This window comes from Erwinia wuhanensis (assembly GCF_030484085.1).
GTDB classification, from domain to species: Bacteria; Pseudomonadota; Gammaproteobacteria; order Enterobacterales; family Enterobacteriaceae; genus Erwinia; species Erwinia aeris.
Genome location: NZ_JAUJUH010000002.1, coordinates 327,716 through 344,236 on the forward strand (window position 1 = coordinate 327,716; position 16,521 = coordinate 344,236).

Consider the following 16,521-nt stretch of genomic DNA (forward strand, 5'->3'; position numbering starts at 1 on the left):
TTTAGCCTCCGGTTACCGGTGGGAAAAACGCGACCTCGTCGCCCGCTTTCAGCGGATGCTGGGCGGAAACCAAAGTCTGATTGACCGCCGCCAGCAGCTTGTCTGACGAGAGCGCCAGCGACCAGCGATCGCCTCGCTGCGCCAGTGCCGCACGCAGCGCTTCCACGGTGGCGTAGTCTTCGGTAACGCTGATGCTGTCGGTGCCGACCAGCTCGCGCACCTGCGCAAAAAAAAGGACGTTAATCATGCTTATCCGCCTTAAAATCGCCGGATTTGCCGCCGCTTTTGCTCAGCAGTCGGCACTGTTCAATGCTGATATCTTTCTGCACCGCTTTGCACATGTCGTAAATGGTCAGCGCGGCCACCGAGGCCGCCGTCAGCGCCTCCATCTCTACGCCGGTTTTGCCGGTCAGACGGCACAGCGATTCGATACGCACGCGGCTGTTGGCGGTATCGGCGCTCAGCGTCACTTCGACCTTGCTTAGCAGCAGCGGATGGCACAGCGGGATCAGCTCCCAGGTACGCTTGGCGGCCTGAATACCCGCAATGCGCGCCGTGGCGAAGACATCGCCCTTGTGATGGCTGCCGTCCAGGATCATCTGGAGCGTATCGGGATGCATCACCACAAAGGCTTCCGCACGCGCTTCACGTACGGTGTCGTTTTTGGCGGAGACATCCACCATGTGCGCCTCGCCGGAGGCGTTAATATGGGTCAGTTGGGACATAGTTCAGGGCTTCTTCAGGTGCGAGACAAAATTACAGGGACGAGTGCGGGCGTCGAGCTGATCGCGGATAATGCTTTCCCAGGCGCTTTGACAGGCGCGCGTGGAGCCGGGAACGGCAAAAATCACCGTCTGGTTGGCCATGCCCGCGACGGCGCGCGACTGAATGGTCGCGCTGCCGACATCTTCCCAGGAAACCATGCGGAACAGCTCGCCAAAGCCGTCGATTTCACGATCGAACAGCGGCAGCAGCGCTTCCGGCGTGCTGTTTTTGCTGTTAAAGCCCGTCCCGCCGTTCACGATCACCACCTGGACATCCGCGCTGGCGATCCAGCTGGAGACCACGGCGCGAATGCGGTAGCGGTTGTCTTTCACCAGCGCGTGATCCAGCACCTGATGCCCGGCTTCCGCCAGCGCTTCACGCAGATAGTCGCCCGAGGTATCTTCCGCCGCGTCGCGGCTGTCGGAGACGGTCAACACCGCCACGTTAAGCGGGATAAATTCCGCCGTCGATTTTGCCATTGTAGACTCCATGCGTTAGCCGCCGATAAAAGAGAGATTCTGCGTGATGCCGGTGTTGCCCTGATGCAGAAAATGCGTCTGCTTTTTGGTTTTCAGGCTGGCGGCAATGCGCGCCTGCAACTCTGCCTGCTGATCGTCGCTTTGCAGCAGATCGCGCAGCGACACGCCACCATCGCCAAACAGACAGAGGTGCAGCTTGCCGACGGCCGACACGCGCAGGCGGTTACAGCTGGCGCAGAAATTTTTCTCGTAGGGCATGATCAGGCCGATTTCACCGGCATAGTCCGGATGGCAGAACACCTGCGCCGGGCCGTCGCTGCGCCCGCGTAGCTGGCGAACCCAGCCCTGCTGGAGCAGCTGGTCGCGGATCACCTCGCCTGATACGTGGTGATTACGGAACAGATCGCCGCCTTCGCCGGTTTCCATCAGCTCAATAAAGCGTAGCTGGATTGGCCGGTCGCGGATCCAGTCAAGGAAGGTTTGCAGGCTGTGATGGTTAACGTCGCGCATCAGCACGGTGTTGACTTTGACCTTGCTGAAGCCTGCGTCAAAGGCCGCGTCAATACCCGCCATGACCTGATGGAATTTGTCCTGACCGGTGATAGCGTGAAACTGACGGGCATCAAGGCTGTCGATGCTGACGTTCAGCGCCGTCAGCCCCGCTTCACGCCAGGACGCCACGTCACGCGCCAGCCGGTAGCCGTTAGTGGTGACCGCCAGCTGACGAATAGCGCTGTTTTCGCGCACCGCAGCGATAATGTCGGTAAAATCGCGACGCAGCGAAGGTTCACCGCCCGTCAGGCGCACCTTTTCCGTGCCCGCCGCCGCAAAGGCACGGGTGACGCGCCGGATTTCATCCAGCGAGAGGAAGCTTTTGTTGGTGATGCCCTGCGGCTTGTAGCCATCCGGCAGGCAATAGGTACAGCGGAAATTACAAACGTCCGTGATCGACAGGCGCAGATAGTAAAAGCTGCGGTCGAAATTATCAGTAAATTGTGACACCAGAACACCTTTCCAAATATCGGGAGATGCAGGCATTTCTTTCTGCACCCTGGCAACGTAAAGTTGCGGCCAAAGCACCCTATCCGAAGACTTAGGCGCCAGGGCTAAGTGTGACTTACCGGTATGGTAAGCCATGGTAGTAAAAGTCTACTGCTAACGAAGCGCGGTTGCCAGTAAGGAATTTCGCTATGTATTTTGATATATAACGTTTTTTTACCGCCGTTTTACGGCACCTTAGCGTAAAATAAGGCAAAAACCACTGACAGGCTGGCTGCACTGTTAACATATTGAAGGAATTTTATGCGTAACCGTACTCTGGCCGATCTCGATCGCGTCGTGGCGCTTGGCGGCGGGCATGGCCTGGGCCGTGTTTTATCCGCGCTGTCGTCGCTCGGCTCACGCCTGACCGGCATTGTCACGACCACCGATAACGGCGGCTCCACGGGACGTATTCGTCATGCGGAAGGCGGCATCGCCTGGGGTGATATGCGCAACTGCCTGAACCAGCTGATTACCGAACCCAGCGTGGCCTCCGCCATGTTCGAGTATCGCTTCGGTGGCCAGGGCGAGCTGGCCGGACATAACCTGGGTAATCTGATGCTGAAAGCGCTGGATCACCTGAGCGTGCGGCCGATCGAGGCGATCAATCTGATCCGCAGTTTGTTGAAGGTGGATGCTTTTCTGATCCCCATGTCCGAACAGCCGGTCGACCTGATAGCCCTTGACGATCGGGGTCAGCAGGTTTACGGCGAAACGGCGATCGACAAGCTTGCCATGCCGCCGCGCGAGCTGCTGCTTTCGGCCAGAGCCAACGCGACCAAAGAAGCGGTTGAGGCAATCCACGAGGCCGACCTGATCCTGATTGGGCCAGGCAGTTTCTATACCAGCCTGATGCCGGTGCTGCTGCTGCCGGATATGGCGCAGGCGCTCAGACGCACGCCCGCGCCGATGGTGTTTATCGGTAATCTGGGCAAAGAGCTTAGCCCGGCGGCGGCACAGCTGACGCTGGCGGATAAGCTGACCGTCATGGAAAAATATATCGGCAGGAAGGTGATTGATGCCGTCGTGGTCGGCCCGCATGTGGATACTACGGGCGTCAGCGAACGCCTGATCGTGCAGGAGCCGCTGGAGGCGGCGGATATCAAATACCGCCACGACCGCCAGCTGCTGCACAGCGCGCTGGAGCACGCGATCCAGCGACTGGGCTAGCGCGCCGAAACCCTTGCTCCCAGGACGAGACGGCGACGGCCTGGTGCCGCGTCTCAGGAAGCGGCAATAAACAGCTCGCGTACCTGATGCAGCTGATCGCGTACGTTGGCGGCCTCTTCGAACTCCAGGTTTTTGGCGTGCTCCTGCATTTTCGTTTCCAGCTCGCGGATACGCTTCTGCAACCCTTTTGGCGATAAATCGACCACCGCCGCATCGTCCTCCACCACATCGCGAGGCGATTTAAGGCGTTTCGGTTTATTTTTGTTGATGCCCTGGCCCAGCTCCAGAATGTCGGCGATCTTCTTGTTGAGCGCCTGCGGCACAATGCCTTTTTCCTTGTTGTAGATCTCCTGCTTCTCGCGGCGACGTTCAGTTTCGCCAATCGCCCTTTCCATCGACGGCGTAATTTTATCGCCGTAGAGAATAGCCTTGCCGTTAACGTTACGCGCGGCGCGACCGATAGTCTGGATCAGCGAGCGTTCGGAACGCAGGAAGCCCTCTTTGTCGGCATCCAGGATCGCCACCAGCGAAACTTCCGGCATATCCAGACCCTCACGCAGCAGGTTGATGCCGACCAGCACGTCAAACTTGCCGAGGCGGAGGTCGCGAATGATCTCCACACGCTCTACGGTGTCGATATCCGAGTGCAGATAGCGCACCCGCTCGCCGTGTTCGGTGAGGTACTCGGTCAGGTCTTCCGCCATACGCTTGGTCAGCACCGTCACCAGCACACGCTCGTCAATCGCCACGCGCTTGCGGATTTCCGACAGCAGATCGTCAACCTGAGTAGCGACCGGACGCACTTCGATCAGCGGATCCAACAGGCCGGTCGGACGCACCACCTGATCCACCACTTCGCCGCCCGATTTTTCCAGCTCGTACTTGCCTGGCGTAGCGGAAACGTAGATGGTCTGCGGCGCCAGCGCCTCGAACTCTTCAAACTTCATCGGACGGTTATCCAGCGCCGACGGTAGGCGGAAGCCGTACTCCACCAGCGTTTCTTTACGCGCCCGGTCGCCGCGATACATGCCGCCGATCTGCGGGATGGTGACGTGCGATTCGTCAATCACCAACAGGCCATCCGCCGGCAGATAGTCAAACAGCGTCGGCGGCGCCTCGCCAGGCCCACGGCCGGAAAGGTAGCGCGAGTAGTTCTCAATGCCCGAGCAGTAGCCCAGCTCGTTCATCATTTCTAAATCGAACTGCGTGCGCTGGGAAATACGCTGTTCTTCCAGCAGCTTATTGTTCGCCAGCAGCGTTTTACGGCGATCGGCCAGCTCGACTTTAATGTCTTCCATCGCCTGTATGATGCGCTCGCGCGGCGTCACGTAGTGCGTCTTTGGATAGATGGTATAGCGCGGGATCACCGAGGTGATCTGGCCCGTCAGCGGGTCGAAAATCGACAGCCGTTCGACCTCTTCGTCAAACAGCTCGACGCGCAGCGCATAGTCGTCCGATTCCGCCGGGAAGATATCGATCACTTCGCCGCGTACGCGGAAAGTCCCGCGCTGAAAAGCCTGGTCGTTGCGGCTGTATTGCAGCTCCGCCAGACGCCGCAGAATGGCGCGCTGATCGATAACCATGCCGCGCGTCAAATGCAGCATCATTTTCAGATAGGAATCCGGATCGCCCAGGCCGTAAATCGCCGACACCGACGCCACCACGATGACATCCCGACGCTCCAGCAGCGCTTTGGTCGCCGACAGACGCATCTGTTCAATATGCTCGTTAACGGAGGCGTCCTTTTCGATAAAGGTATCCGAACTGGGCACGTAGGCTTCCGGCTGATAGTAGTCGTAGTAGGAGACGAAATACTCCACGGCGTTTTCCGGAAAGAATTCCTTCATCTCCCCGTAAAGTTGCGCCGCTAAGGTTTTATTCGGCGCCAGCACCATCGTAGGCCGATTGAGATCGGCGATGACGTTGGCAACGGTAAACGTTTTGCCCGACCCCGTTACGCCGAGCAGCGTCTGATGCGCCAGTCCATCCTGCAGCCCTTCTTCAAGGCGGCGAATGGCTTCAGGCTGATCGCCGGAAGGTTGAAAGGCGGAATTAAGTTTAAAGACTTTGCTCATTGCATGGCTACCTGATGATGAAAAGCGCGGACAGGGTGGTAATTTTACTCTGCTATGACGATTTTGCCAGCAAAAAATACTGGATATATCTCCAGTTATCGATTAGAACAAAGGGAAGGCAGCGCGCGTGTGGGCCAACAGCGTTGAACGGATGCTTAAGCGGCAAGAAAGTGAAGGGGTTATCCCCAGCCGGACTGAAACTTTAACATTTGTCAAGACATCCTGACAAAATGGCGCGGGCAAAATATGCTGCGATCCTTCCCCGCTTGATTTTCACTAACGCCTTGAAATTTAACGCAATGTTATTTCAGCCGAGTTTAGCACCAACTCAAGCTTAAGCCGCGCCGGCTCTCGCCTTTTACAGGTTTTCAGTCATTCATACACATGGTTATCCACAGGAATGGTGGATAACTGATTTCAACGCCCAACCCGTCTGCTGTGTATAAAACGCAGCGTCCTGTGAGCGCGTACGCAAAAAAAATTTTTTCCTTAAATTTTTTACCTGTCCTGCGCGGTCTTGTCCGACCTGAAGCATACTTCTGCCTTCAGGGCTATCCCCATTAAGGCTTTTTTTTCAGCGGGTCGGGCGGCCGATCTGCCTTACAGGCAGGCGCCTGCACCATAAATGTTGGGTTTAGGGCACCATCAAAGTGCAGTCGGAAATTTCCGTGGGCAATTGTTAACCTTTTCTGACCAATTACCCGCCCTGCTTTCCTGATTTGCCGGTCGTTTTTTTCTGCATTTTAAAACCTGGCCTGCGAATTGCAGTTCCTGTTGACCGCCTCACGCTTTCAACATACCAGAGCGAGAAGCCCAAGCCATGGACGCTGCGTCCATGGTCAATCCTTCGTCACGCTACGAAGGCGCGCTCGAAAACTGTCTGGAGGAGAGTGTCAGATGCTGAGCTTACATGCGATAAATCAGTTTTACGGGCAGGATCATATTTTATGGGATGTGGATCTGGAACTGCCGCCGGGCACCTGTACGGGCGTGCTGGGAAGGCCGGGAATGGGGAAAACCACGCTGGTCAACTGCATTATGGGCCACCTGCCGATTAACAGCGGCACCATTATGTGGCAGGAAGGCAATCTGCCGCCGCAAAATCTGCTGCAGCAGCCGGTAGAAAAACGCGCGGCGCTCGGCATCGGCTATGTGCCTCAGGGGCGGCATATTTTCTCGCAGCTCAGCGTCGAGGATAACTTGCAGATAGCGCTGCTGGCGGGCGCAGGACAACAGCGCCATCCGGCCATTCCGCCGATGGTTTTCGATCTTTTTCCCGCGCTTTATTCGCTTCGTCACCGGCGCAGCGGCGAACTGCCGCTCGATCAGCAGCAGCAGCTGGCGCTGGCCAGAGCGCTGGTGCTCCAGCCGAAGCTGCTGATCCTGGACGAGCCGACGGAGGGCATGTCGCCCTGGCTGGAAGAGGAGATGGGGAATTTGATCCATCGATTGAATCACGATTTCGGCTTGACCATTCTGCTGCTTGAGCAGCGGATCTCTTTTATCCGTAAAGTGGCGGACTATTTCCTGCTGCTGCATCGTGGGCGCAACGTGGCCCACGGCAGCGTGGCGCAGCTGGATGAGAGAATAGTCAACACCTGGCTTACCGTTTAGTCATGCCCTCCGGCGCGCTGCCAGAGGGCATCGCCTTATTCCGGCAGGCGCACGTAGTGACCAAGCCGGTCAAAATCGGCGCTGTCGGTGAGATAAGGGATTTCACCCAGCAGCGGCGCGGGCAGCCGCTGTTGCAGCGTCGCCATGTATTCCGCATGACGCCTGCCCGGCGGCTGCACCGTATTGGCTATCCAGCCAGCCAGACGCAGACCGCTGGCCGTGACGGCCTGCGCCGTCAGCATGGCGTGATTGATGCAGCCCAGCTTGACGCCGACCACCAGCACCACGGGCAGCTGTTCCAGCGTCACCCACTCCGCGAAGGTCGTCGTGGCTGAAAGCGGCGTAAACCAGCCGCCCGCGCCTTCGGTCAGCACCCACTCCGCCTGCTCGCGCAATGCCGCCAGGCCAGCCGAAAGCTGAGTAAACTCAATGGGCCTGCCTTCTTCCGCGCTGACGATATGCGGAGACGTCGGCTCCAGAAAGGCCAGCGGATTGATCTGCTCATAAGGCAGCGTCAGCACGCTGTTGCGCTGTAAAGCCAGCGCGTCGCTGTTGCGGATACCTTCCGCCGTCATTTCACAGCCGGAAGCAACGGGCTTATAGCCTACGCTGCGCAATCCGGCGGCGCGGGCAGCCTGCAACAGCGCGGTACTGGCGACCGTTTTCCCTACTTCCGTATCCGTTCCGGTAATAAACCAGCTACTCACAATCAATCACTCCATACAGCAGATGATAGCTGAGCAGGAAACCGCGCTCGTCGCGCGGCCAGCTCTGCGCCAGCTGACTCAGATGATGACGGCTCAGCAGGCCATCACGGCGGCCCTGATGCAGATGCGTGGCGCCGATCCCCTTCAGTGAACGCAGCGCGCCGAGCACGTCCGGGAAAGCCAGCGTCTGCGTCTGCGCCTCCAGCCGAAGCCCGAGCGAGCTTCCTGCGTCCGCTATTTGCGCCTCGCTCAGAAAACGGTTAACGGGCGCGGGCAGATCCAGCGCCTGCCAGGCCTGGTTAAGCTCGTTCAGCGAGCCGGCGGCCAGCGTTGAAAACAGCACCTGGCCGCCAGGCCGGATCACGCGGCGCATTTCGGCCAGCGCCAGCCGTAAGTCGCTGCACCACTGCACGGCAAGATTGCTCCAGCACACGTCGAAAGCGGCATCGGTAAAAGGCAGCGCTTCGATATCGCCCAGCTGATAGGCATCGGCCGTGTCGCCAAGCCGCGCCTCGTTCAGCATGGCCGGAGAAAGATCCAGCGCGGTGACCTTGTTGCCCGCACTGCGCCAGCGCTTGCTGAACCAGCCCGGCCCGCAGCCCGCATCCAGCACCTGCTTTTGCTCACGGCCGCGCGCCAGCGAAAAGAGTGCTTCGCCGCTCAGCCGCTGCAGCTCCGCGTGCCGGTTGTAGCTCTGCGCCGCCCGGCCGAAGGCTCTGGCGATCGCCGCTTTATTGACCGTTTGCGTCATGCAGCGCCTCCAGCAGTCGTTGAATATCTTCTTCCTGATGCGCCGCGCTCAGCGTGATGCGCAGCCTCGCCGTTCCCGGCGGCACGGTGGGCGGGCGGATAGCCGTTACCCAGCATCCCCTTTCCCGCAGCCGTTCCGCCAGCCGCAGCGCCGCCTGCTCTTCACCTACCAGCAGCGGCTGAATGGCCGTTGAAGAAGGCAGGATCGCCAGCCCGCCAGCCGCCGCGCCTTCGCGAAACAGGCGGATATTCTTTTGCAGCCGCGCGCGCAGGTCGTCGCCCTGCTGTACGGCGCGTAAAGCCGTCTGGAGCGCGAAAGCCTGCGCGGGCGGCATCGCCGTGCTGTAGATCAGATGACGCGCGAACTGCAACAGGTAGTCCGCCGTCTCTTCGCTACAGAGCACTGCCGCGCCGCTCAGCCCAAATGCCTTGCCGAAAGTCACGATCAGCAGCTCCGGACGCACGTTCTGCTGCCAGCAGCTGCCGCGCCCCTGCTCGCCCGTTACGCCGATGCCGTGCGCATCATCCACCAGCAGCCAGCCGTTGTGCAGAGCGGTAAGCTGATGCAGCTCTTGCAGCGGCGCGCTGTCGCCATCCATGCTGAAAACGCCTTCCGTCACCACCAGCGTTTCGCCGCCGTCGGCAGGGCTGAAGAGTTTCGCCAGCGCTTCCGGCTGATTGTGCGCAAAGCGGCGCAGCGTAGCCGGACTGAGCGAGGCCGCTTCCAGTAGCGAAGCGTGCGCCAGGCGATCGGCGAAGATGCGATCGTTTTTCTGCAGCATTGCGGCAATGATTGCCTGATTCGCCGCAAAGCCTGAAATAAACAGCAGCGTGCGCGGATAGCCCAGCCAGTCGGCCAGCTGCTGCTCAAACGCCTGATGAGGCGCGCCATAGCCGGTAACGTGACCCGATCCGCCTGCGCCGACGCCGTAGCGTTCGGCCCCCTGCTGCCAGGCGGCGATAACGTTCCGATCCCGGCTCAGCCCCAGATAGTCATTAGCGGAGAAGTTCAGGTAGCGACGGTCGTTCACGCACAGGGTGCGCACGTCGTCGTGCTGGCTGACGCGGCGCTGGCGAAACTGCTGCTTCTCCCGGCGCTCCGCAAGCGCCAGGCTGATGCGTTGTTGCCAGCCCATTTACACGGCCGCGTTATAGAACTGGTCGGTATCGGCATTCAGCAGCTGACCCGCCAGCGCCTGCTGCTGCTCGTTGTCGCCCGCTTCCGTGGTGGTGTGCGCCGGATTCAGGCCCAGCTTGCGGAACAGGATCAGATCCTTGTCCTCTTCCGGGTTCGGCGTGGTCAGCAGCTTGCAGCCGTAGAAAATCGAGTTAGCGCCAGCCATAAAGCACATCGCCTGCGTCTGCTCGCTCATCTGCTCGCGGCCGGCGGAAAGACGCACGTGGGAGGTCGGCATCATAATGCGCGCCACGGCGATGGTGCGGATAAAATCGAAAGGATCGACATCGTCGTTGTCGGCCAGCGGCGTGCCTTTGACCTTGACCAGCATGTTGATCGGCACGCTTTCCGGCGGCACCGGCAGGTTAGCCAGCTGCACCAGCAGACCGGCCCGATCGTTAACGGTTTCGCCCAGGCCGACGATGCCGCCGGAGCAGACTTTAATGCCCGCGTCGCGTACCTTGCCCAGGGTGTCCAGGCGCTCCTGATAGCTGCGGGTGGTGATAATGCTGCCGTAGAATTCCGGCGAGGTATCCAGGTTATGGTTGTAGAAATCCAACCCGGCGTGCGCCAGCCGCTGCGCCTGCTCATCGCTCAGCGTGCCCAGCGTCATACAGGTTTCCAGCCCCATTGCTTTAACGCCTTTGACCATCTGCTCCAGATAAGGCATATCGCGTTCGTGCGGGTTTTTCCACGCCGCGCCCATGCAGAAGCGGTCAGATCCTGCGGCTTTGGCTTTGCGGGCAGAGGTCAGCACCTCTTCCACTTCCATCAGGCGCTCCGCTTCCAGGCCGGTTTTGTAGCGGGCGCTCTGCGGACAATATTTACAGTCTTCCGGACAGGCGCCGGTTTTGATCGACAGCAGCGTGCTGACCTGCACCTGACGCGGATCGAAATGTTGACGATGCACCTGCTGCGCTTCAAACATCAGCTCCAGAAAAGGCTTGTCGAAAAGGGCCTGGGCCTGGGCGACTGTCCAGCGATTTGCCATTGCTTGCTCCAAAAGAAAAGATCTCATGTTCATTTTACGGTTATACTTGTAAACTAAATTTTTTAATTTTGGTTTACAAGTATTTTATGACCCCTCTCGACCTCGCTTTTGACCGCGACCATATCTGGCATCCCTACACGTCAATGAGCAAACCGCTGCCGGTGTATCCGGTGGTCGCGGCCTCTGGCACCTCGCTGCAGCTGGCTGACGGCCGCGAGCTGGTGGACGGCATGTCTTCCTGGTGGGCAGCTATCCACGGCTATAACCATCCGCGCCTGAACCAGGCGATGCACGCGCAGATCGAGCAGATGTCGCACGTGATGTTTGGCGGGATCACCCATCCTGCGGCCGTGGCGCTCTGTCGTCGTCTGGTAGAGATGACGCCGCAGGGGCTGGAGTGCGTTTTTCTGGCGGATTCGGGCTCGGTAGCCGTTGAGGTTGCCATGAAAATGGCGCTGCAATATTGTCAGGCGCGCGGCGAAAGGCGTCAGCGCTTTCTGACGCTGCGCAACGGCTATCACGGCGATACCTTTGCCGCGATGTCGGTATGCGATCCGCAGAACTCCATGCATTCGCTCTATCAGGGCTATCTGCCGAACCACCTGTTCGCCGCCGCGCCGGGCTGCGGGTTCGACGATGAGTGGCAGGAAAGCGATATCGCCGATTTTGCCCGTCTGATTGGCGAACAGGCGCACGAACTGGCCGCGGTGATCCTGGAACCCATCGTGCAGGGCGCGGGCGGAATGCGCTTCTATCATCCGCGCTATCTGCAAGGCGTGCGCGAGCTGTGCGATCGCCACAACGTGCTGCTGATAGCCGATGAAATCGCAACAGGCTTTGGCCGTACCGGCAAGCTTTTCGCCTGCGATCACGCCGGGATATCGCCTGATATTCTGTGCGTTGGCAAAGCGCTGACCGGCGGCACCATGACGCTTTCCGCCACGCTGACCACGCGCGAGGTTGCCAATACCATCAGCAACGGCGAGGCGGGCTGTTTTATGCACGGCCCGACGTTTATGGGCAATCCGCTGGCCTGCGCGGTGGCCAGCGAAAGCCTGGCGATGCTGCAGGAAAATCGCTGGCAGCGGCAGGTAAGCGCGATTGAAGCGCAGCTGAAAGCCGCGCTGCTGCCGCTAAAAGCGCAGCCGGAAGTGGCGGATGCCAGGGTACTGGGTGCGATTGGCGTTATCGAAACTCGTCGACCGGTGAATATGGCGGCGCTGCAGCGCTTTTTCGTTGAGCGCGGCGTCTGGATCCGTCCTTTCGGCAGGCTTATCTATTTAATGCCGCCTTACGTTATCGAGCCGGAAGCGCTGCAAAAGCTGACGACAGCGATAGCGGCGGCGGTTGCCTGCCCCACGCTGTTTTTATCCTGACGACGGCGATCAGTCATAGTCAAAATAAATAGTCGCGGTGGCAACGACCGACCCTGGACTGAGATTAGCCGGATCGAACACCTTATAGGCAGCGTTCAGGTTAATGGCGCTGGCATGAATGTCGGCGCCTTTGGTAATCGACAGCAGCGAAGTGGCTTCACCTGCCGCCGTCCCGCCTGACAGAGAAACGGCCTTACCGGCGCTGTCGTTCAAGACGATGCCGACGCCCTGCGAGCTGGAGCGGCTGTTACGCATAATCTGCTGGCTGTTCTCCACCAGGTCGGCGCTATAAGCCAGGCATTAACCGAACGCGTAGCGCCACCCGCCAGGGTTGCAGAGCAGCTGATCGGCAGCGTAAAAGAGGTACTGTCGGTGGCAATGCCGTTACGCAGCATATTCAACGACACCCTGGGTAGCGTCACCTGCTGATCCGGCATTTCACAGGTGGTTTCCGCCGGGTTAAAGGTCACCGTCAGGGACTGATAGCCCAGGTAATCATTGTTCCAGTTGCCCGAAGCCGCCACTTCAGCCGCCTGATCCACCGTAGGCGTGGAGCCAATAAAGTTGGCGTTATGCATCACCATGGTCACGATCTCCGCGCTCCCGGCGTCGGTCACCTTGTAAAATTTGCTGTCGGTTACGCCCGGATCGCTGTCCAGTAAGGTGGCGGTAAGCTGATAGCTAAAATCTGAGCCTTGCAGCGTTCTGTCGCCGTTTTCATAATCTATCTTTTCGATAAATCCACTGGTCTGAAGTTTTATCCAGCGTGCCGTGCCCGCTGCGTTAACAAACTTCACCCAAAAGCCATTTTGTATCGGGCTGACAAAGTGCACCGCGTTGCTATTGAAAATAAGATAGCATGTTACCGGCACTGACCAGGTTGCCGTTCGGGTTTCGCTGTGGCTATCCTGCGCGGTCAGCAAACCTGAAAGGTTCAGGCTGTCGTTGGCCTTTACCGTCGAACCGCTTATAAGGGTACAGCCCGCCTGCACGCCTGCGGAAACAGCGCACAACCCGAGCAGTAACGCTATCCAGTATTTTTTCATGATGACTCCCTGAAAATGAATGCGGCGCCTTTTCGGCTTAGCGCACGCAAAAAGAGGTCTGCGCCGCGTTGGCTAAATGGATCCTGCACGTTTTACTTTCCTGCCCTTCCGTCAGCTGCACGTGCAGCCATTCGGGAAGCTGCTTCGCTTTGAGATAAATCAGGCTGCCCTGCGCTACGTAGCCCAGCGAGTTGCCTTCTGCATCGGTGACGCCGGCCCCAAAAGGCAAAGGCTGCCCGTTATCAAACAGCGCTTTGAAGGTAAACACGGCACGCGTGTCGGTTTTATATTGCACATAGTTAATGCTGCCTGCCCAGGGCGTCACGCGTCCGATATTGCCCAGCAGTTCGCCCTCGCTTTCACCGCGAGGGTTATCCAACAGATAAGTGTTCATACGGTAAGGCGTGACGGAAGGCACCAGAACCCGGCCTGCGCGGTTGGTTCTCATATTGGGATTGCCGTTGACCGTGGCCTGAGCAATACCCGGCGCGTCCAGGATCACAAAAGTATTGCCCGTGTTGCCTGAAGCCAACACGCCATCGCGCCAGAGTACGGCGCTGCCGCTGGCGCCTATGCCAAGCTGGCGGAAATCGCTCGCCTCGCTGTACTGACCCGTTAACTTTGCATAAGGCGTGCGCCAGGCGCTGTAGGCCCCAAACTTTGCGCTGTGTCCGGTACGGTCATGGCTGAAGTTAAGGCTGTAGTCCAGGCTTTCCAGCGAGCTGTTGACCCCGGCTTCCATACCGCTATATTTACCGTCCTGCGACGAGGTACGCAGCGTGACGCTGTGGCGGTTGCCGGACAGAGAGAGCGGAATAGTAACAGCCAGGTCGATCCGCTGTTCATCGTAGCTTTTGCTGCTGTAACGCCGCTCTTCTTCGCTGCCGTCATATTCATAGTGATTGCGACGAAAGGCCAGGCTCCACGTCGCTTTTTTGTACAGGTTGCTGTAGGTCAGGCTGTATTGCTTTAGCATGCGATCGCTGTTCCAGTACTGACGCCACAAGCCGTCAATCGCAATCCGTCCCCAGCCCGGCGGCAGGGTCTGATCGAGGTTAACGCTGAAGCTCTGTTTGCTTCGCAGGTATTGCTTACCGTTCTCCTCACGCGCTAGCGCATTGGTTTGTACCGTGTCATACAGGGAAAGATAGCGCGCCGTGTTGTAATAGTAAGTCGCCAGCGTCAGGTTGGTTTTGGTCATAAAGAAGCGGCTGTAAGCTAATTTCCAGCGCTCTCCCTGCATCGATTCCCCACTGTTCAGATGCGCGCGAGCCATGTCCACATTGGTTGAAAACGACCCGACCCGTGGCAAACTGAACGCGCCGCCCAGCAGAAAAGAAGCATAATCCTGGCTTAGCGTGGCGCCGCTATAGAGCGTCAGATAGTTATTAATGCCGTGTGAGCCATTGCCCTGAACAAAGGCCGGGTGTAAATCCACGTCATGCAGCTGAACGTTACCCGCCGTTAACAGCCACTCTGACGAGCCGCTTCTCAACATATCGGAAACGGTAGAGTAAGGGACGGTAAAACGCTCGGTGATGCCGCCAGCGTTGGCAACTTCTACCGTGAGATCGCTGCGCGATCCGCCAGGCATAAGATCGTCAATAACAAAAGGGCCCGGCGGCACGTTTGTTTGATAAATGGCGCTGCCGTTTTGATAAACGCTGACTACGGCGTTCGCCGTGGCGTTACCGCGAATAACCGGCATATAGGTACGATAAGAATCGGGATACATGCGCTGGTCTTGTTTTAAGGTGATGCCGCGAAAACGTACGTTATCGAACCAGGGCGAATTGGTATAGCTGTCCCCTATCCTGAATAACGAATTAATAGCTGGCAGCGCGCGTTCGACATAGCGGGATTGCGTATTCCATTCTCCCTGGCGACTACGCGTACGTTGAAACTGGCTGTTATCGACCAACTGCCAGTGGGCTAAATTAATGCCGCTGCTGAGCGAAAGAAAAACGTTATCCGCATTGCCATCGTTGTTATGCTGTTGGAGGTTATTATAGCTGAGGCTGTAATTGGTAAAAGCGCCATTAATCCCTGCATCCCACAGTTCCGGCGCGATCCAGCGGCGATCTTTTTTATCTATCCTGGCCTGAGGAATAGTCAGATTCAGTCGCAGCATTCCTCTGTTAAGCGTGGCCTGTCCGCCGTAAAGTATTTCGGCTACCGGCACCCACTCTTTTTTAGTTATCGCTTTTTTATCAATATATTTAATTGGCAGAGCTTTAAGCGTTGCGCCTGACAGCCAGAAAGCTTCCCCTGAATCCACTTTCACCGGAAAATTACCGCTCCAGCTGCCGTTAATATAAATATCCAGATCGTAAACTCCGGATAAAATGGTCTGCCCCTGATTATTCCAGTCAGCCTGAGAAGAATCCCCTACCATCAAACTGGTATTGAATGTTTCAGCCGCGTTGACTACAGAGCAGTTCAGAATAATACAGGTGAGATAAAATAGCTTTCCATAGCCTGTTGGGGCAAGCAAATTTACTGTCGCCTTCATTATTTGCTCCTGAATAATTCCTTTTATTTTACTAAATCAATTGTAACAGGGACTCTGCTGCCATAGTCGTCAATATAAGTCAGCTGATACTTGCCGCCTGAAGCGGATACTTTTCCTGCATCAAGAGGCTGACAGGTAAAAGGCGGTACCGAAACGGTTTTACTAATCAGATTATCCTGTTTTTTTCCTTGCTGAACGCGCGTGCTTTTTCCGTCCCATCTCATCAGCTGTATGGCAGTCAGATAAAAAGGCGATGCATTATTGATGCAGACATTCTGGTTTTTCCTTTTCAGGCTCAGGTACCGACCAATATTTTCAGGCGAGATCTTTAGTCCTGTCGGACGCCAAAAAATTTTTATCCGGCTGCGTATAGCGACCTGCATATAGTTAGCCGCCGCATCCAGCTTTTTCGGTACAGGAGGAATATCCAGCACGTTCAGCCAGTACAGCGACTCGCGATCTTTGGCCAGGGTTCTGACCTGATCGTTGTGATTAATCCTTAAAACCTGGCCATCGTTACCCTGAATTTTTACCACCGGGGGAACCACCATAAAGGGCGTTGAGATATTTTCAGGCTTTTCGTTTTGTCTGCCGTCATCTATCCATGCCTGCACCAGATGCTGTTCTTTACTTTTATTGATTAGCTGCACTGAAACACTTTTAGCGTCGGCAGGAAAGATCACGCGGGTTGAATTAATAATAACATTGGCGCTGGCGGCACAGCTGAAGACATAACAGACGATAATAAGCAAAAACTTTTTCACAAACACTCCTGAAATGCCGTCCGGAAGAGACAGGAAAGCCGACGCTCTCCTGTC

At 57.5% G+C, this 16,521-nt stretch carries 16 protein-coding genes and 1 riboswitch; of the genes, 3 read left to right on the top strand and 13 right to left on the bottom strand.

Features of this window, described 5'->3' with window-relative positions:
• Position 1 precedes the first annotated feature (1 nt).
• The 4 genes from moaD to moaA form a co-directional block, all read right to left on the bottom strand.
• Positions 2–247: a molybdopterin synthase sulfur carrier subunit gene (gene moaD, locus QZH36_RS05935; protein WP_253454830.1), complete on the bottom strand. Its 246-nt coding sequence runs from the start codon at positions 245–247 to the stop codon at positions 2–4.
• On the bottom strand, positions 240–725 hold the full coding sequence (gene moaC, locus QZH36_RS05940; RefSeq protein ID WP_253454831.1) for a cyclic pyranopterin monophosphate synthase MoaC: 486 nt from the start codon (positions 723–725) through the stop codon (positions 240–242). Before moaC ends, moaD begins: the two co-directional genes overlap by 8 nt.
• A 3-nt stretch (positions 726–728) precedes the next feature.
• Entirely contained in the window at positions 729–1,244 is a 516-nt protein-coding gene (gene moaB, locus QZH36_RS05945; protein ID WP_253454832.1) for a molybdenum cofactor biosynthesis protein B, read from the bottom strand.
• Between the two features lie 15 nt (positions 1,245–1,259).
• Positions 1,260–2,249, bottom strand: coding sequence for a GTP 3',8-cyclase MoaA (moaA, locus tag QZH36_RS05950; RefSeq protein WP_301729924.1), 990 nt, complete (start codon positions 2,247–2,249; stop codon positions 1,260–1,262).
• A riboswitch (molybdenum cofactor riboswitch) is annotated at positions 2,236–2,369 on the bottom strand. (Overlaps the previous gene by 14 nt.)
• A gap of 177 nt (positions 2,370–2,546) precedes the next feature.
• On the opposite strand from moaA, the gene QZH36_RS05955 reads away from it, so the two are divergent.
• Positions 2,547–3,455: a gluconeogenesis factor YvcK family protein gene (locus QZH36_RS05955; RefSeq protein ID WP_301251295.1), complete on the top strand. Its 909-nt coding sequence runs from the start codon at positions 2,547–2,549 to the stop codon at positions 3,453–3,455.
• Positions 3,456–3,508: 53 nt separating this feature from the next.
• Here QZH36_RS05955 and uvrB read toward each other — a convergent pair whose 3' ends face one another.
• Positions 3,509–5,530 carry an excinuclease ABC subunit UvrB gene (gene uvrB / locus QZH36_RS05960; protein WP_301251296.1) on the bottom strand — a complete coding sequence of 674 codons (2,022 nt, stop codon included), beginning with the start codon at positions 5,528–5,530 and terminating at the stop codon, positions 3,509–3,511.
• Between the two features lie 897 nt (positions 5,531–6,427).
• Between uvrB and QZH36_RS05965 the strand changes: the two genes are divergently transcribed.
• A complete protein-coding gene (locus QZH36_RS05965; RefSeq protein WP_301729818.1) occupies positions 6,428–7,144 on the top strand; it encodes an ABC transporter ATP-binding protein in 717 nt (238 codons plus the stop codon).
• A 35-nt stretch (positions 7,145–7,179) separates the two neighbouring features.
• On the opposite strand, the gene bioD is transcribed toward QZH36_RS05965, so the two are convergent.
• Genes bioD through bioB form a run of 4 tightly spaced genes read right to left on the bottom strand, consistent with a single transcriptional unit; the run spans position 7,180 to position 10,769 of the window.
• Complete coding sequence (gene bioD / locus QZH36_RS05970; protein WP_253454836.1) at positions 7,180–7,851, bottom strand: dethiobiotin synthase; 672 nt, start codon at positions 7,849–7,851, stop codon at positions 7,180–7,182.
• Positions 7,844–8,602: a malonyl-ACP O-methyltransferase BioC gene (gene bioC, locus QZH36_RS05975; protein ID WP_301729819.1), complete on the bottom strand. Its 759-nt coding sequence runs from the start codon at positions 8,600–8,602 to the stop codon at positions 7,844–7,846. The genes bioD and bioC overlap by 8 nt, the downstream gene beginning before the upstream one ends.
• Positions 8,583–9,737 carry an 8-amino-7-oxononanoate synthase gene (bioF, locus tag QZH36_RS05980; protein ID WP_301729820.1) on the bottom strand — a complete coding sequence of 385 codons (1,155 nt, stop codon included), beginning with the start codon at positions 9,735–9,737 and terminating at the stop codon, positions 8,583–8,585. The genes bioC and bioF overlap by 20 nt, the downstream gene beginning before the upstream one ends.
• A complete protein-coding gene (gene bioB, locus QZH36_RS05985) occupies positions 9,738–10,769 on the bottom strand; it encodes a biotin synthase BioB (RefSeq protein ID WP_253454839.1) in 1,032 nt (343 codons plus the stop codon).
• An 86-nt stretch (positions 10,770–10,855) separates the two neighbouring features.
• Between bioB and bioA the strand changes: the two genes are divergently transcribed.
• Positions 10,856–12,145: an adenosylmethionine--8-amino-7-oxononanoate transaminase gene (bioA, locus tag QZH36_RS05990; RefSeq protein WP_253454840.1), complete on the top strand. Its 1,290-nt coding sequence runs from the start codon at positions 10,856–10,858 to the stop codon at positions 12,143–12,145.
• Positions 12,146–12,154: 9 nt separating this feature from the next.
• Here the strand turns inward: bioA and QZH36_RS05995 are convergent, their stop codons facing one another.
• From QZH36_RS05995 to QZH36_RS06010, 4 genes are read right to left on the bottom strand one after another with little or no spacing between them, the layout of a single operon-like run.
• Positions 12,155–12,400, bottom strand: coding sequence for a fimbrial protein (locus tag QZH36_RS05995; RefSeq protein WP_301729821.1), 246 nt, complete (start codon positions 12,398–12,400; stop codon positions 12,155–12,157).
• Complete coding sequence (locus QZH36_RS06000; RefSeq protein ID WP_301729822.1) at positions 12,355–13,191, bottom strand: hypothetical protein; 837 nt, start codon at positions 13,189–13,191, stop codon at positions 12,355–12,357. The genes QZH36_RS05995 and QZH36_RS06000 overlap by 46 nt, the downstream gene beginning before the upstream one ends.
• 37 nt (positions 13,192–13,228) lie before the next feature.
• The gene (locus tag QZH36_RS06005; RefSeq protein ID WP_301729823.1) at positions 13,229–15,703 is read right to left on the bottom strand and encodes a fimbria/pilus outer membrane usher protein; all 2,475 of its coding nucleotides are present in this window, start codon (positions 15,701–15,703) and stop codon (positions 13,229–13,231) included.
• 23 nt (positions 15,704–15,726) lie between these two features.
• On the bottom strand, positions 15,727–16,467 hold the full coding sequence (locus QZH36_RS06010) for a fimbrial biogenesis chaperone (protein ID WP_253454843.1): 741 nt from the start codon (positions 16,465–16,467) through the stop codon (positions 15,727–15,729).
• Positions 16,468–16,521: the final 54 nt, after the last annotated feature.

Coding starts and splice junctions, on each gene's coding strand:
- moaD (WP_253454830.1), bottom strand. CDS start 247: ATGATTAACGTCCTTTTTTTTGCGCAGGTGCGCGAGCTGGTCGGCACC.
- moaC (WP_253454831.1), bottom strand. CDS start 725: ATGTCCCAACTGACCCATATTAACGCCTCCGGCGAGGCGCACATGGTG.
- moaB (WP_253454832.1), bottom strand. CDS start 1,244: ATGGCAAAATCGACGGCGGAATTTATCCCGCTTAACGTGGCGGTGTTG.
- QZH36_RS05955 (WP_301251295.1), top strand. CDS start 2,547: ATGCGTAACCGTACTCTGGCCGATCTCGATCGCGTCGTGGCGCTTGGC.
- uvrB (WP_301251296.1), bottom strand. CDS start 5,530: ATGAGCAAAGTCTTTAAACTTAATTCCGCCTTTCAACCTTCCGGCGAT.
- QZH36_RS05965 (WP_301729818.1), top strand. CDS start 6,428: ATGCTGAGCTTACATGCGATAAATCAGTTTTACGGGCAGGATCATATT.
- bioC (WP_301729819.1), bottom strand. CDS start 8,602: ATGACGCAAACGGTCAATAAAGCGGCGATCGCCAGAGCCTTCGGCCGG.
- bioF (WP_301729820.1), bottom strand. CDS start 9,737: ATGGGCTGGCAACAACGCATCAGCCTGGCGCTTGCGGAGCGCCGGGAG.
- bioB (WP_253454839.1), bottom strand. CDS start 10,769: ATGGCAAATCGCTGGACAGTCGCCCAGGCCCAGGCCCTTTTCGACAAG.
- bioA (WP_253454840.1), top strand. CDS start 10,856: ATGACCCCTCTCGACCTCGCTTTTGACCGCGACCATATCTGGCATCCC.
- QZH36_RS05995 (WP_301729821.1), bottom strand. CDS start 12,400: ATGCGTAACAGCCGCTCCAGCTCGCAGGGCGTCGGCATCGTCTTGAAC.
- QZH36_RS06000 (WP_301729822.1), bottom strand. CDS start 13,191: ATGAAAAAATACTGGATAGCGTTACTGCTCGGGTTGTGCGCTGTTTCC.
- QZH36_RS06005 (WP_301729823.1), bottom strand. CDS start 15,703: ATGAAGGCGACAGTAAATTTGCTTGCCCCAACAGGCTATGGAAAGCTA.